The following is a 16,145-nucleotide window of genomic DNA, read 5'->3' as shown; positions in this document are numbered from 1 at the left end:
AACGGAACTGGAAATGATTGCATTACCTCCAAAGTATAGTCAAAAAATTCATTTATCTTTATTTATCTTGTTATTTAATTTTTATTATTTGGTTATTGTCTTATTCTTTTTGAATTACTTTTTACTTCCTGATTTTCTTTTCGAATCAGATATTTTTGCGATGAGTTTTCATTCAATTTTTTTACTAATATGTAATACCGTTGGCTACATTGCTTTACGCAAACAATTTACTTCTGTCGGGTCTAAACTTCAACTAAAAAATTTAGCTTTTAGTTCTGCTATTGCTTTTAGTGTAACCTTGCTACTATCTATAATTGTTTTTTTTATCAATACCTATTTTATGAATTTGGGATGGCTTGATAAGATGGTTGAATCATTGAATGATAAACAAATTTTAGCTATTGCATTCTCTTATATTATAGCATTTTTTGTTGTGTTATGTTTGATTGGTTGGCTCGTTGTTCGCAAAGTAGTAAAGATATTTTTTAGCAAATAAGATCATCATTCTATCGTATTGAACATTGATACGATAGAATTTTAAGATTTTTCTTTTATTAAATAAGCTCCATTGATGTAGCTCATCTTCCAAAATAGTACACCCAAAAGTAGCGAATAAATTACCTGATGATTAGCTATCTATTAATTATGAGGGATTCCTTATTTTGTAAAAAACATTCAATATGTCTATACCGTTTAAATGGTAAAAATAATTACCTGCCTTAAATCAAAATTAACCACTTGAAGTAAATAACGAATCTTAAATAAGATACTCAATATATAGTGAATTATCTTTAAGATCTTTTGATAAAATAACAATAAAAAGCATACGTCACTATTTTTCTACAAACTTTTATTTTTTATATAAATACTATATCAATGACAAAAGTTATTTATAATAGAGGCTTATTTTGGTGATTTTACTTTTAGTAACAATATTTCTAAGAGAGTTTGCCCATGTCGGAATTTAATCTACCACTTTGCCTTTTGCTTGAACAACAAAAGCAAAAAGTTATCTCGCAACTTAAACAATGCCAGCCAGATGAAGTGCAAGCTAATCTTGATATTTTAGTACAAAGTGATTTTTTAGTGGATGCTTTTTATCGATTCCCACAGTGGCTCTCTGAGATAGCAAACAATCCACCGAAAGCCGACGAACGACAATATTACCAAAATTGGTTAACTAAAATATTAACCTTAGTTTCGGATGAAACTGAATTAATGAAAGAATTACGGCAATTTAGGCGTTATATTTTAGTTCGATTAGCATGGTCTCAATTAACCCATATCAGTTGTGATGAGCAAATTTTATTACAATTAAGCGAGTTGGCAGAAGTGATTATTGTTACGGCTCGTGATTGGCTTTATGACCTGAGTTGTAAAGAGTGGGGCACTCCTTGTAATGCGCAAGGTAAATTACAACCCTTGCTGGTTTTAGGTATGGGTAAGCTTGGTGGTGGAGAACTTAATTTTTCGTCTGATATTGATTTGATTTTTGCTTACCCAGAGCATGGGCAAACGCAAGGTGGGCGACGAGAGCTTGATAATAGTGTATTCTTCACTCGATTAGGACAACGCTTAATTAAAGCACTTGATCAAATTACCGAAGACGGCTTTGTTTATCGTGTTGATATGCGCTTGCGCCCGCTAGGCGATGGCGGACCTTTGGTGTTAAGTTTTTCATCTATGGAAGACTACTACCAAGAGCAAGGTCGTGATTGGGAGCGTTATGCAATGGTTAAAGCTAAAATACTTGGGGATCAGCAATCGCCTTATGTTAATGAACTTTACCAAATGCTAAAACCCTTTGTGTATCGCCGTTACATCGACTTTAGCGTTTTACAGTCATTACGTAATATGAAAAGCATGATTGAACGTGAAGTACGTCGTCGTAGTTTAAAAAATAATATTAAGCTTGGTGCTGGGGGAATTCGGGAAGTTGAGTTTATTGTGCAAGTCTTTCAGCTTATACGTGGTGGGCGAGTAGTGGGGTTACAAACGCGTTCATTGCTCACGGCTTTACAGGTTATTGAACAAGAATTATTGCTCAATACTGATGAAGTAACCGAATTACGTGAAAACTATCTTTTTTTACGCCGTTGTGAAAACTTACTGCAAGCTATTAACGATGAACAAACTCAAACCTTGCCAGATGATGAACTTGATCAGCTGCGCCTAGCTAGCGGTATGGGATTGGCTAACTGGGCTGATTTTCAACGTGACTTAACTAAGCGCATGCAAGCTAATCGCCAAATATTTAATCAGCTTATTGGTGAACATGAATCGACATCATCCACGGCAAAACAATACAATGATCAGTTCGATGATCTTTGGGTACCCGATCTACAAATAAATGATGTAAAAGCAATACTGCCATCTTATTCAGATGATGATGTAAATCAACTTTGGCAAATGCTTGTACAATTTCGTGATGATATCGGTAAACGTACTATTGGTGTACGGGGGCGAGAAATACTCGATCAATTGATGCCTAGATTATTAGAATCCATTTGTAATGAAAAACAAGCAATAGTTATTTTATCGAGAATTTTTCCTTTGCTAGTTAATATTGTTAGTCGTACTACCTATTTAGAGTTATTACTAGAATATCCAGTCGCATTAAAACAGGTGATTCGCTTATGCAGTGCATCGCCAATGATCAGTGATCAACTTGCTCATTACCCCATATTGCTTGATGAACTTATTGATGTTAATTCGCTACACCAAACGATTGTACCACACGAATATAAAAGCCAACTTTATCAATATTTACTTCGTATTCAAGTGGATGATGAAGAACAACAACTGGAAGCATTACGACAATTTAAGCAAATGCAATTACTCCATATTGCTACCGCAGATGTTGAGCATGTATTAACCACCATGAAAGTCAGTGATCACCTAACCTATGTGGCCGAAGCATTACTCGATTTTGTTATACAAATGGCGTGGAATCAAATAACCGCCCGTTATGGTCAGCCAGAGCATTTATCTGCTAATGACAAAGGATTAGTTGTTGTTGCTTATGGCAAATTAGGTGGCTGGGAGCTAGGTTATGGTTCCGATCTTGATTTAGTCTTTTTACACGATTGCCCAGTAAACAGCATGACCAAAGGCGAAAAACAGATCGACAGTCGTCAATTTTATTTGCGTTTAGTACAACGAATTATTCACCTATTTAATGTACGTACTAGCTTTGGTATTTTATATGAAGTCGATGTAAGGCTCCGCCCTCAGGGAAATGCTGGGTTACTTGCGTGTAGCTTAAATTCATTTGAGGATTACCAGATGAATGAAGCTTGGACTTGGGAACATCAAGCATTAGTACGAGCCAGAGCCGTATATGGCGAAAGTGAATTAATAAAACGTTTTAACCAAATTCGTCATAATGTACTTTGTAAAAAGCGAGATCAAAATACCTTAAAAACAGAAGTTCGGCAAATGCGCGAAAAAATGAGAGCCCACCTTAGCACATCACACACGCATTTGTTTAATTTAAAAATTGATGAAGGGGGAATTGGTGATATTGAATTTTTATCGCAATATCTTGTACTTAATTATGCTTATCAATACCCAAAAATGACAACATGGAGCGACAACGTTCGTATTTTAGAACTCGCAACAAATTACCAAATTATGGATAGCAACGAAGCCCAGCAACTAACACAAGCTTATATTGACATGCGCAATAAAATTCATCAATTGGCATTACAAGCTTTACCAAGTACTGTTGATGATTCGCAATTCAGTCAAGTAAAAAATATTGTTAATCAAAGCTGGCGTAAGTGGTTAATGTAGTGAGTAAAATATTATTATTTTGTTACTTTCAACGATGAGGCGAGGCTTGTAGTCAAAAGCGGAGAAAAGCATTAAGTCATTTATCATGATAGCCTCACAACGGCTAGAATGAGAAGGCTCATCATGGGGGATGAATTGTTTACCTTTGAACCACGATACTTGATTAGGTAATATTTTATAGTAATGAAAATAAAGAAGCTTGTTATTTTCGATTATTTCGCCATGAAATAAAGCAATAATAAAATACTAAAGGAGAGGGATTTTGCAAGCATTTGTGGAAAATGTTGTTTTAATATTATTAATGGCTGAAAATTTTAGCTGCCAGTAATGGATAGATTAAATAATTGTTTTTAGAAAGGCTTAATTTCAAATTATCCAATAAGCTTTTTAAAACTATTACTTTGTACATAGCAACTGAATTTGTAAAATTTTTTACTCAATCGCATGTATTATCTACGTATATATTCACTAAAATTTCTTCACAACGGTAAAGTTTTAAAACATGTTGAGTGATATTAATAAAAAATAAATGCCACATTAGTGGCATTCATGAGGAAGCGGTGTGAGTCTACAATATTAAGTATTAAGCCACTATTTTACTTCTTTCCACAAAATCAGATCCTGATCTTCAAGACCTGAAGCATCAAAGCTGATTGGTGCGATATCTTCGCGGTCAAAAGCGATGTCACCACCATTAATAGCACTATCACCTTTTTGGATCCCTTTAAAATCAAATAAATTAGTATCACACAAATGGGATAGGGTGATATTTTGCGTGGCTCGAAACATGGTTTCTATCCGGCCAGGAAACTTCCTATCCCACTCATTTAGCATTTCTTTAATGACTTGTCTTTGTAAGTTGGGTTGTGAACCACAAAGATTACAAGGAATAATCGGGAATTGCTTAATTTGCGCATATTTAGCAATATCTTTTTCTTTACAGTAAGCCAGCGGTCGGATAATGATATGTTCACCCGAATCATTCATTAACTTAGGGGGCATTGCTTTAAGTTTGCCACCATAGAACATATTTAAAAACAGTGTTTCTAATATATCATCACGATGATGCCCAAGCGCAATTTTAGTTGCGCCAAGCTCGGTCGCAGTGCGATATAAAATTCCCCGACGAAGGCGTGAGCATAAAGAACAAGTTGTTTTGCCTTCAGGGATTTTTTCTTTAACAATGCCATAGGTATTTTCTTGGACGATTTTATACTCAATACCAAGCGAATTTAAATACTCTGGTAAAACGTGTTCGGGAAAACCAGGTTGTTTCTGATCTAAATTAACCGCAATTAATTCGAAATTTATTGGGGCACTGATTTTTAAATTAATAAGAATATCAAGCAAAGTATAACTATCTTTACCACCTGATAGGCAAACCATAATACGATCGCCTTGTTCGATCATATTAAAATCAGCGATTGCTTCGCCCGTTAGGCGACGCAATCGTTTATGTAGTTTATTTTGATTATATGTATTCATCACAATCTTATTAGTTATTCCGCTCGGCTCATATAGCGACGCTCAGCGATGTGAATTTTGACTTTTTCATTATTATCAATATACTCAGGAACTTGAATAACAAGACCCGTTGATAATGTTGCAGGTTTAGTTCGTGCGCTTGCTGAAGCGCCTTTAATACTTGGCGATGTTTCAACAATTTCTAAATCGACAGTTTGTGGTAGCTCTAATGCGATGACTTCGTCGTCCGCCATTAATACTTGAATTCCATCCATTCCGCCCTCAGGAATAAATAAAAGCTCATCTTCAATTTGTTCTTTTTTGAAAATAAATGATGTGTAATCTTCATTATCCATAAACACATATTCATCCCCATCAACATAAGAAAAACTAACAGGACGGCGAGACAGTTCAATGGTTTCGAGGATATCATCTCCTTTAAATCGTTCTTCGACTTTGCCGCCATTTTTGACGTCAGTAAAACGCATTTTATAAAGCGTACTGGCACCACGAGCACTAGGGCTTTGAACATCAATATCTTTAACGAGTAATAATTTGCCATTATAGGTGACTGCATCGCCACGTTTTATTTCATTTGCTTTAGCCATAATATTTTCTTCGCGATTATTAAAAATAGAGTTAAAAAATTAACTCGCTATTTTAACGCTAACTTGTTATTGTCACCAACTAAATTTATTAATAAGCTTTAAATTAAAGGAAAAATGATGGCAAATTTATTTCAATGTCGAGAAAATTGTGGTGCTTGTTGTATTGCACCATCAATTTCTTCTCATATTCCTGGTATGCCTAATGGTAAAATAGCTGGTATTGCTTGTATTCATTTAGGTGAAGATTTTAAATGCCAGCTATTTGGGCTTGCATCAAGACCATCGGTTTGTGAGCGGTTACAACCCTGTTACGAGATGTGCGGTGATAATCGTGAGCAAGCATTGGATTATTTAACTCAATTAGAACAACTTACACGTGGGTAAGTATTGCTTCTATTTAACAAATGAGATTTATTATTAAAATTATTTATCTCGTCATGCTTTTTTTTTGATACACTTCTGCGCATTTTATTTTATCTGTAATGATTAATATAAATTTTGAGCTGCCAGTTGACAGCTAAGAATGTAACGTGTTGAAAATACGTATACGCTATAAAATTGACTCTCTTTAATAAAGAAGAATATTGCTATGAAAAATAAATTAAAACGAGATTTAAAGGCTCGTCATTTAACCATGATTGCCATTGGTGGTTCCATTGGTACAGGATTATTTGTTGCATCTGGTGCAACAGTTGCGCAGGCAGGCCCAGGAGGGGCACTACTTTCTTATGCCATTATCGGCGTAATGGTTTACTTTTTAATGACAAGCTTGGGTGAATTGGCTGCTTACCTTCCCGTTTCAGGAACATTTGCAACTTATGGATCACGTTATGTCGATGAGGCATTTGGTTTTGCTATTGGCTGGAATTATTGGTACAACTGGGCAATTACTGTTGCGGTTGACTTAGTTGCAGCGCAATTGGTGATCTCATATTGGATAGATTTAGGCAGTTATAGTTGGCTTTGGAGCTTTCTATTTTTAAGCATTATCTTTTGCCTTAACTATATTTCGGTTAAAGGCTTTGGTGAAGCAGAATTTTGGTTTTCACTAATTAAAGTTGTCACTGTTGTTCTTTTTATTGCTGTTGGGTTGCTCATGATTGTCGGTATTTTGGGTGGAGCACAAGGTGCAGGTTGGCACAATTGGCAAGTAGGTGACGCTCCGTTTGTTGGTGGATTTTCATCAATGATTGGCGTAGCTATGGTGGTTGGGTTTTCGTTCCAAGGCACAGAGCTGATAGGTATTGCTGCGGGTGAATCAAGTTCTCCAGAAAAAAACATCCCTAAAGCAATGAAACAAGTATTTTGGCGAATCTTGTTATTTTATATCTTTGCAATCTTAGTCATTAGTTTAATTATTCCATATACTGATCCTAATTTGTTGCGCAATAACGAAACCGACATTAGTGTAAGCCCATTTACTTTAGTATTCCAAAATGCAGGGTTACTGTCAGCTGCGGCATTAATGAATGCTGTTATTTTGACATCAGTTCTTTCTGCTGGTAATTCAGGATTGTATGCGTCAACTCGAATGCTTTATGCCTTAGCTAAAGAAGGTAAGGCTCCGAAAATTTTTGGAAAATTATCGTCATCAGGGGTGCCTAGAGTGGCGCTACTAGTAACGACATTTGTCGCTATGCTTTGTTTCTTAACATCTATGTACAAAGATCAAGAAGTTTATCTGTGGTTGTTGAACATGTCGGGTATGACGGGCTTTATTGCTTGGCTTGGTATCGCCATTAGCCATTATCGTTTTAGAAAAGGTTATATTGCTCAAGGTCATGATCTTAATAAATTACCATATCGCTCAAACTTATTCCCATTGGGGCCTATTTTTGCTTTTGTACTATGTTTGATTATTACTTTAGGTCAGAATTACGAAGCATTTTTACAAGACACCATTGACTGGAATGGCGTGATTGCAACCTATATTGGTTTACCGCTATTTTTAGTAATTTATTTTAGTTACAAAATAGTCAAAAAGACAAAATGGGTTAAATACGATCAGATGAACTTTTCTAAAGAAGATTAAATCGCTAGTTTAAATTTATCACTCATCCGTCGACAAAGGTCGACGGATTTTTTATTAAAAAAGAGATAAATAAACCGTTATACTTTTAAATAGTTTATTTAGATAACGATATTAGCGACTACGGAAGATGATACGTGCTTTAGATAGATCGTAAGGCGTCATTTCAACAGTAACTTTATCGCCAGTGAGAATACGAATATAATTTTTTCGCATCTTACCAGAAATATGTGCAGTAACGACATGACCATTTTCAAGTTCAACACGAAACATCGTGTTTGGAAGTGTATCAAGTATGGTACCTTGCATTTCAATGTTATCTTCTTTTGCCATTGGGGCCTCTTAATAATAAATACAAATTAAATATACTTAATTGATTTGCCATGTAAAGTGCTTAATGACAAAACAATAATGTTACACTTTTATCTTACCTTATCGGTATTTGATGAGAAGCCTAACAAGCTAAGTATAAACACAAAAAAACTGAGTTCAGAATATATAAATACAGCGGCGAAATAATGCCGAAAAAACTGTCAGATGTAAAGCCCTTTCTACTATTTCTTTATGTTATAAAGTCTTTGTTGCTGAATATAGTGCCATACTTGAGGTGGCAATAACTTTTCACAACGTGCTTGATTGTTAATATTTCGCCTAATTTCCGTTGCTGAAATATCTTCAAGTGGTGTATGCGCAAAAAAGATATAGCCATGAGGTGAGTCATGTAATTGTTCAACTTTGGTTGTACTATGTTCATCAATCCATTGTTGTAGCTCAATGTTATTGGTATTTTGTGCATAACCTGGTCTACGGCAAATTAACAAATGGCAGTAATCGAGCAGTGTTTTCCATTTGTTCCAAGTTGGCAAGCTCAATAATGAATCTTGCCCCATAATAAACGCCAGTCCATTACTATTTCCCTTTTCTTCTCGCCACGCTTGAAGTGTTTCAATAGTGTAAGACGGGCGTTTTGATGCTCTAGGAACGATCTCTCTTATATCTAACGCAAATAAAGGTAAATCTTCGATAGCTAATTTTAACATTGTTAAACGTTGTTCAGTATTGGCTTCGGGTTGAGGTTTATGGGGTGGAATATGATTAGGCAATAAACTAATTTGCTTTAATCCCACTTCATTTGCTAATGAAATAGCAGGACGAAGATGTCCATAATGGATAGGATCAAAAGTCCCTCCTAATAATGCGTTCAACATTTATCTAATCCCATAAATTGCATCGATAAATTAAATATTTCGTCCCATATTTGAACTTGATTATCATGTTTTAGACTGATTTCAATTTCAGTCAGTTTGGCTAGTAAATTAAACAAGCTTTTAATATCACAACGATTTAGATAATTGGTATAAATCGTTCTTTTATTTTGCCAAATTTTATATTCATCAAAAACCTGTTTTAAAGATTTTTGCTGTAACCCTTTTTTTAAATTAATGATCAGTATTAGCTCACGTTGAATAATTCGCAACAAGATTAATGGCTCAAATTCATTCATCTTTAACTGCTGTAAAATATGCATAGCCCTTTTTATTTTATTGGCCATTAATGCATCAGTCCAATGATAGGGCGTAAATATTGCTGAATCATTAATATTGCTTTCGACTTCGTCATAAGAAATGATGTGATCGGGATACAACAATTTTAGCTGTGCAATAATTTGCGTTAATGCAAGCAAATTGCCCTCATAATAATAGCAAAGTAGATCTATTGCTTTAGGCTCAATAGCAATTTGTTGTTGCTGTAAATGATTTTTAACCCATTGTGGTAGTTGTAAGGTATCGGGTGTGGCACAATTGACAACAACCAATTTATCCGATAAAGCTTTATACCAAATTGCATTTTCTTGTGTTTTAGTCATTTTATTGAGCGTGATTATCAGTGCAATATCAGGCGTTAAAATCTCGCTGAGCGTATTAAGTTTAGCGGTAATGCCTGCATTTAATGAATTCTCACCAAAATCAAGTAGAAGCAAAGTGTTGCTTGAAAATAAATTCATTGCTTGGCAGCAATCAAAAATGGCTATCCAATCAGTTTGATTATCAATAACAAAAGTAAGCTGTTCATCAAAGCCAGCAAGTTTAAAAGCGTTTCGTAACTCAGTTTGCGTATAATGCTGTAAATAAGGATCACTACCTAAAATCAAATAATAAGGTGATCCTAATTTATGGCTAATTTGATCGGCACTAATTTTAATCATGATAACGTTAATTTACCGCATCAATTGATTTTAATTTACGAATGATTTGTTTAGCTGCCTGTTTAAACATCTCGTTTTCAATTAAATCTTGCTCGACCGTTTTCGCTAATGCTTCAGATGGATTATCAAAGAACGTTCTAAATACACGAACATTAATTGGGTATGTTTGTTGACCAGCAATAACAACTTGTGCTTCAACAGCTAAGACTAATTGATATTCGGCAGCTTTACCATCCTGATAAATCGAAATGGTATTGCGACTTAGATTTTCGCTTATCATTCTTAGCGATGGCAATTGCTCTGAAGCATTATTATTAGCTAGAGTCACTTGGTTATCGTGCAATAACTCTTTAATATTGCGAGACAGGCGGCCATAAGGATCATAACTTACATAAGACATCGTTTTGAAACGTTCAGGTACTTCTGGCTCATGCTGCAGATGAAATCCACATCCTGTTAAGGATATTGTTAATAACATAATGAATGCTAAATATTTTCTCATACTTATAACCGCCTAAATTGAGTTATCAAACAATATTAACCAACAACAAGGTTTAACAATTTACCCGGTACGTAAATCACCTTACGGATAGCAACATCGATCAAATATTTTTGGATGTTAGGCTCTTGTTTTGCTTGTGCCATAACAAAATCTTGATCGGCATTAGCTGGTACAGTAAATTTACCGCGAACTTTACCATTAATTTGCACAACAATGAGCTTTTCATCTTCAACCATTGCCGATTCATCAGCGATAGGCCATGTAGTGTTATCGATCGATTCGCTATGGCCTAAAGCTTGCCACATAACAAAACAGGCGTGTGGCATCATAGGGTAAAGTAATCGAACAATTGCATTTAATGCCTCATCCATTAGAGCTCGATCTTGCTCGGTTTCTTGTGGCGCTTTTTGTAAGCGATTCATAAACTCCATCACAGCAGCAATAGCCGTATTAAAGGTTTGTCTACGACCAATATCATCACTCACTTTCGCAATGGTTTTATGTAATTCACGACGTAATGTTTTTTGTTCGCTATTTAAACTTGCAATATCAAGTTTAGCTGTTTGTCCCTTTTGGGCATGTTCGTAAACTAAACGCCAAACACGTTTAATAAATCGGTTAGCACCTTCAACGCCAGACTCTTGCCATTCCAGTGTCATATCAGCAGGCGAAGCAAACATCATAAACAACCGAACGGTATCCGCACCGTATTTTTCAACCATTTCTTGTGGATCGATACCATTATTTTTCGATTTTGACATCTTCGTCATGCCAGCATGAACAAGCTCATTACCTTTACTGTCAATGGCTTTAGCAATGCGTCCTTTCTCATCACGTTCAATCGTGACTTCAGTTGGTGACACCCAAATACGTTCATTCGTTGGACTTGTGTAGTAAAATGCATCTGCTAATACCATGCCTTGGCATAGCAAGCGTTTTGCTGGTTCGTCTGATGATACCAAACCAAAATCACGCATTAATTTATGGAAGAATCTAAAATAAAGTAAATGCATAATAGCATGTTCAATACCACCGACATATTGATCAACAGGTAACCAATAGTTTGCCGCGTTTTCATCTAACATGCCTTTGTCATAGTGTGGGCAAGTATAACGAGCATAATACCAAGATGATTCCATAAAAGTATCAAAAGTATCAGTTTCACGCAGTGCGTTTTGTCCGTTTACAGTTGTTTTTGCCCAGTTAGGATCGGCCTTAATCGGGCTGGTAATGCCATTCATTTCGACATCTTCAGGTAAAATAACTGGTAATTGATCTGCTGGAGTAGGTATGGTTGTACCATCTTCAAGTGTCACCATTGGAATTGGCGCTCCCCAATAGCGTTGGCGTGAAACACCCCAGTCGCGTAAACGGTAGTTAACTTTACGTTGACCAATACCCAATCCTATTAGCTTATCAGCAATGGCATTGAATGCTTGTTCAAAATTAAGGCCATCAAACTCACCAGAATTAAATAGGATCCCATGCTCAGTATAGGCTTGCTCAGATACATCAGGTGCATTGCCGTCTTGGTTTAAAATAACGGAGTTAATTGGCAAGTTATATTTAGAAGCAAACTCATAATCACGCTCGTCATGGGCAGGAACCGCCATTACTGCGCCTGTGCCATATTCAATTAACACAAAATTGGCAATCCAAACAGGGACTTTTTTACCTGTTAAAGGGTGAATAGCATAAAAACCAGTAGCAATACCTTTCTTTTCCATGGTTGCCATATCGGCTTCGGCTGTTTTAGTGTTTTTACATTCAGCGACAAACTCGGCAATTTTAGGATCGTTTTTGGCTGCTAATTGAGCAAGCGGATGCTCTGCGGCAACGGAGACAAAGCTAACGCCCATTAACGTATCAGGGCGTGTTGTGTAGACGCGTAACTTATCAGCGTAATTTTCAACAGCAAAATCAAATTCGACCCCTTCAGAACGACCAATCCAGTTACGTTGCATGGTTTTAACTTGCTCTGGCCAACTTTCTAATGTGTCTAGATCATTAAGCAATTCTTCGGCATAAGCAGTAATTTTAATAAACCATTGCGGGATCTCTTTACGCTCAACAGGGGTGTTACAACGCCAGCAGCAACCTTCAACCACTTGCTCATTAGCAAGAACCGTTTGATCGTTAGGGCACCAGTTAACTGCTGAGGTTTTTTTATAAACTAAGCCTTTTTCAAATAGTTTAGTGAAGAACCATTGTTCCCATTTATAGTATTCGGGACGACAAGTGGTCACTTCACGATCCCAATCATAACCAAAGCCTAAAAGCTGTAATTGCTTTTTCATATAAGCAATATTTTCATAAGTCCATTTTGCAGGAGCACTATTATTTTTAACAGCAGCACCTTCAGCAGGCAAACCAAACGCATCCCAACCGATAGGCTGTAGTACATTTTTACCGTTTAAGCGCTGATAACGTGAAATGGTATCACCAATGGTATAGTTACGAACATGGCCAAGATGCAAGCGCCCAGAAGGGTAAGGGAGCATTGATAAGCAGTAGTACTTCTCTTTTGATGGATCTTCAGTAACGTGAAAGGTTTTATTTTCTTGCCAGTGTTTTTGTACAGTGGCTTCGATTTCATCAGGGCGATATTGTTCTTGCATGACGAGTTAATGTCCTATCTATTATTGCTAATAAAAATATGTCGCTAATTGTATTGGTTATTGATTCGTTTTACAAATGATATATGAATTGGTGCATTGATTTTTGTCATGATGAATTTAAATAACTACAATCAATTTAAAGAATAATAAGTGATAAGTTAAAGAGGATATTTTTGCTGAGATTTAGTCAATTAATAAGCTATAGTCATTTAAGCTGATTGGCTATAACCAGAAAAACCAATTGCTATTTAATAAAATGTAAATAGCAATTAATATTAGGTAAAATTATCAATTGGTGGGCTGTCGAATTCAAAACAGTCTAACCGCCATTAAAAATGCTAGTAAAATATGATAAGAATGAACGTTGCTCTTCTTTCGGCATGTTGTGAAGATTTGCTTGGATCAGTGTATCAACTTTTTGGGTTTCGTTTACTAAGCCTAGTTCATTATAAGCATTACGCATTAATAGCAATGCTTTTTTAGTCGAATCGGTATCGGGGAACATCGTTAACATATCTGTCACACGATTAATTACTGCTACATAAGCACCGCGTTTAGTATAGAACTGCGCTACTTTCAACTGATAGCGGGCTAATCTATTTTTCAAAAACACAAGGCGTTTTTGTGCATCGGCAGTATAGTGGCTGTTTGGAAAACTAGATACTAAGTAATTAAAGTCTTTAAATGCAGCAGCTGCATAATCTGCATCGCGGTCTGAGCGATCAACATTAAACCAGCCTTGAATCATATTATCGTCTTGTGCCATATTTGAAATGCCACGCATATAAATAATCCAATCTACATTAGGGTGCGTTGGATTTAATTTTAAAAATCGGTCGATTGAGGCAATCGCTAACGGAAAATCGGCAGACTTGTAGTAAGCATAAATTAAATCAAGTTGTACTTGTTGAGAATAAGGACCAAATGGATAATTTTTGTCCATAGCCTCTAATATAGCAATACTGGATTTAATATTACCATTTTCAAGATCTGATTTCGCTTTATTATGAAGCTCAATTTCAGGCACATTTTCAACATCAGGTTTAGATGATGTACATCCAATTAACATGCCACTTAAAGCGATAGCTAACAAAGAGTGTAAACGCAATTTCATTCAGTTTTAATCCAAATATAATTAAACATTAAAAGCTATGATTGGTATATAATACTCTAAAACAAAACAGCTTAAAATAGATAAATTACACATGCACGAGTTAAAATTATCAACTGAAATAGAACAAAACCAGCTAGGAATGCGCTTAGATCAAGCATTATCAGCACTTTTCCCTGATTACTCACGATCTAGAATAAAAGATTGGATTGTCAATAATAAAGTCACTGTCAACAATGTGATCGTCAATAAACCCAAAGAAAGAGTACTGGGTGGTGAAAAAATAATAATCAATGCCGAAATTGAAGAAGAAACCCATCACCAACCTGAAAATATAAAACTCGATGTAGTTTATGAAGATGACGATATTTTAGTGATCAACAAACCTCGAGATTTAGTGGTACATCCTGGCGCAGGTAACCCTAATGGTACAGTGCTCAATGCCTTGCTCTACCATTATCCAGAAATATCCCGAGTGCCACGCGCAGGGATAGTGCATCGGCTTGATAAAGATACCACGGGCTTAATGGTTGTTGCTAAAACTATTACTGCTCAAACGCACTTAGTTGAAGCGCTCCAACTACGCGAAATCACGCGCGAATACGAAGCTGTTGCTATGGGTATTATAACCGCAGGTGGCACAGTGGATCAGCCTATCACACGTCATCCAACTAAACGAACTCACATGGCTGTTTTTCCAACTGGCAAACCCGCTGTTACACATTATCGAGTGATGGAAAAATATCGCTTGCACACACGCTTACGCTTAAGACTAGAAACAGGGCGAACTCATCAAATCCGAGTTCATATGGCCCATATTGCGCACCCACTAATTGGCGATCCTCTTTATGGTGGGCGTCCAAGGCCGCCAAAAGGTGCTAGCGACTTATTTATTCAAACGCTTCGTGATTTTGATAGGCAAGCACTACATGCTACCATGTTGCGATTATTCCACCCAATTACAGGTGAACTGATGGAATGGCATGCGCCTATTCCTGATGATATGCAAAAATTGATTCAAGCATTGCAACAAGATACTGAACAACATAAAGATGAACTTGATTGGTGATAAATATGATTAAATCGATTTACCCATATTGGACGGCGCCAAAAAATATTCGTGCCTTTACTACAACACGTAGTGGCGGTGTTAGCTTAGCATCATTTGCAAGTTTAAATATGGGTGATCGAACGGGGGATAACGTAGAAGATGTTGCGGAAAACCGCCGTCGCATTATGCAAGCGGAACAAATACCTAGCGAACCGCATTGGCTAATACAAACTCACAGCACCTCAGTGCTTGATATCTCACAAATGCCATTACAACCGCCAACAGCTAACATCGATTTGAATCAAACACTTGAAGCCGATGCGTCATATACTAATCAACCCAAACAAGTTAGTGTAGTACTAACCGCAGACTGTATGCCTGTATTATTTTGCACAACAAATGGTGACGAAGTCGCCGCAACCCATGCAGGTTGGCGAGGATTATGTAATGGTATATTAGAAGAAACGGTTAAGAAATTTGCCTGCTCGCCAGCAAATATCATTGCTTGGTTAGGCCCTACTATCAGTGCCAAAAAGTTTGAAGTCGGTATTGAAGTCAAACAGCAATTTGAAAAAGTCGATAAAAAATCACAATTCGCGTTCAAATTAATCAATCCTACCGAACAAAAGTACCTAGCCGACCTTTATTTAATTGCTAAACAGCGCTTACAAATGATGGGAATAACGCAAATTTTTGGTGGTGATTATTGCACTTATACTGAACAAGATAAATTCTTTTCGTACCGCCGTGAAAACAGAACT

At 36.3% G+C, this 16,145-nt stretch carries 13 protein-coding genes and 1 pseudogene; 6 read left to right on the top strand and 8 right to left on the bottom strand.

All coding sequences use genetic code 11. The annotated features are described in order from the left end of the window. Window positions 1-496: hypothetical protein (locus A9G30_RS03810; protein WP_218057713.1), on the top strand; the 496-nt coding region annotated here is incomplete at its 5' end. Between the two features lie 458 nt (window positions 497-954). Continuing rightward, window positions 955-3,795, top strand: coding sequence for a bifunctional [glutamate--ammonia ligase]-adenylyl-L-tyrosine phosphorylase/[glutamate--ammonia-ligase] adenylyltransferase (gene glnE, locus A9G30_RS03805; RefSeq protein WP_065588111.1), 2,841 nt, complete (start codon window positions 955-957; stop codon window positions 3,793-3,795). 591 nt (window positions 3,796-4,386) lie between these two features. On the opposite strand, the gene ttcA is transcribed toward glnE, so the two are convergent. Together ttcA and efpL are read right to left on the bottom strand one after the other, a co-directional pair. After that, window positions 4,387-5,280: a tRNA 2-thiocytidine(32) synthetase TtcA gene (gene ttcA, locus A9G30_RS03800; protein ID WP_065588110.1), complete on the bottom strand. Its 894-nt coding sequence runs from the start codon at window positions 5,278-5,280 to the stop codon at window positions 4,387-4,389. Window positions 5,281-5,294: 14 nt separating this feature from the next. Then, window positions 5,295-5,867, bottom strand: a complete 573-nt coding sequence (gene efpL, locus A9G30_RS03795) for an elongation factor P-like protein EfpL (RefSeq protein ID WP_065567057.1) — start codon at window positions 5,865-5,867, stop codon at window positions 5,295-5,297. Between the two features lie 117 nt (window positions 5,868-5,984). Between efpL and A9G30_RS03790 the strand changes: the two genes are divergently transcribed. Then, window positions 5,985-6,251 (top strand): YkgJ family cysteine cluster protein, encoded by a 267-nt coding sequence (locus A9G30_RS03790; RefSeq protein ID WP_065580500.1) that lies wholly within the window; start codon window positions 5,985-5,987, stop codon window positions 6,249-6,251. 205 nt (window positions 6,252-6,456) lie between these two features. Next, window positions 6,457-7,899, top strand: a complete 1,443-nt coding sequence (locus tag A9G30_RS03785) for an amino acid permease (RefSeq protein ID WP_065581845.1) — start codon at window positions 6,457-6,459, stop codon at window positions 7,897-7,899. Between the two features lie 111 nt (window positions 7,900-8,010). Here A9G30_RS03785 and infA read toward each other — a convergent pair whose 3' ends face one another. From infA to bamD, 6 genes and pseudogenes are all read right to left on the bottom strand, one after another. Continuing rightward, the gene (infA, locus tag A9G30_RS03780) at window positions 8,011-8,229 is read right to left on the bottom strand and encodes a translation initiation factor IF-1 (protein ID WP_025315083.1); all 219 of its coding nucleotides are present in this window, start codon (window positions 8,227-8,229) and stop codon (window positions 8,011-8,013) included. 221 nt (window positions 8,230-8,450) lie between these two features. After that, the gene (gene nadD / locus A9G30_RS03775; RefSeq protein ID WP_065581846.1) at window positions 8,451-9,104 is read right to left on the bottom strand and encodes a nicotinate-nucleotide adenylyltransferase; all 654 of its coding nucleotides are present in this window, start codon (window positions 9,102-9,104) and stop codon (window positions 8,451-8,453) included. Then, window positions 9,098-10,102 (bottom strand): DNA polymerase III subunit delta, encoded by a 1,005-nt coding sequence (holA, locus tag A9G30_RS03770; protein ID WP_065588109.1) that lies wholly within the window; start codon window positions 10,100-10,102, stop codon window positions 9,098-9,100. The genes nadD and holA overlap by 7 nt, the downstream gene beginning before the upstream one ends. A gap of 7 nt (window positions 10,103-10,109) precedes the next feature. Next, window positions 10,110-10,604, bottom strand: a complete 495-nt coding sequence (gene lptE, locus A9G30_RS03765) for an LPS assembly lipoprotein LptE (protein ID WP_065588108.1) — start codon at window positions 10,602-10,604, stop codon at window positions 10,110-10,112. A 35-nt stretch (window positions 10,605-10,639) separates the two neighbouring features. After that, window positions 10,640-13,222: a leucine--tRNA ligase gene (leuS, locus tag A9G30_RS03760; RefSeq protein WP_065588107.1), complete on the bottom strand. Its 2,583-nt coding sequence runs from the start codon at window positions 13,220-13,222 to the stop codon at window positions 10,640-10,642. Between the two features lie 391 nt (window positions 13,223-13,613). Further along, window positions 13,614-14,336 (bottom strand): annotated as a pseudogene (bamD, locus tag A9G30_RS03755) (outer membrane protein assembly factor BamD); the annotation flags it as partial. A 91-nt stretch (window positions 14,337-14,427) separates the two neighbouring features. On the opposite strand from bamD, the gene rluD reads away from it, so the two are divergent. Then, window positions 14,428-15,402 (top strand): 23S rRNA pseudouridine(1911/1915/1917) synthase RluD, encoded by a 975-nt coding sequence (gene rluD / locus A9G30_RS03750; RefSeq protein WP_065581851.1) that lies wholly within the window; start codon window positions 14,428-14,430, stop codon window positions 15,400-15,402. Window positions 15,403-15,410: 8 nt separating this feature from the next. Further along, window positions 15,411-16,145 (top strand): peptidoglycan editing factor PgeF (gene pgeF / locus A9G30_RS03745; RefSeq protein ID WP_081295622.1); only part of this gene is annotated, 735 nt, incomplete at its 3' end.

The organism is Gilliamella sp. Fer4-1, from assembly GCF_001690515.1.
Classification (GTDB): Bacteria; Pseudomonadota; Gammaproteobacteria; order Enterobacterales; family Orbaceae; genus Gilliamella; species Gilliamella apicola_C.
The sequence above is the reverse complement of the archived record's forward strand: the minus strand, read 5'-3'. Positions and strand labels throughout refer to the sequence as shown.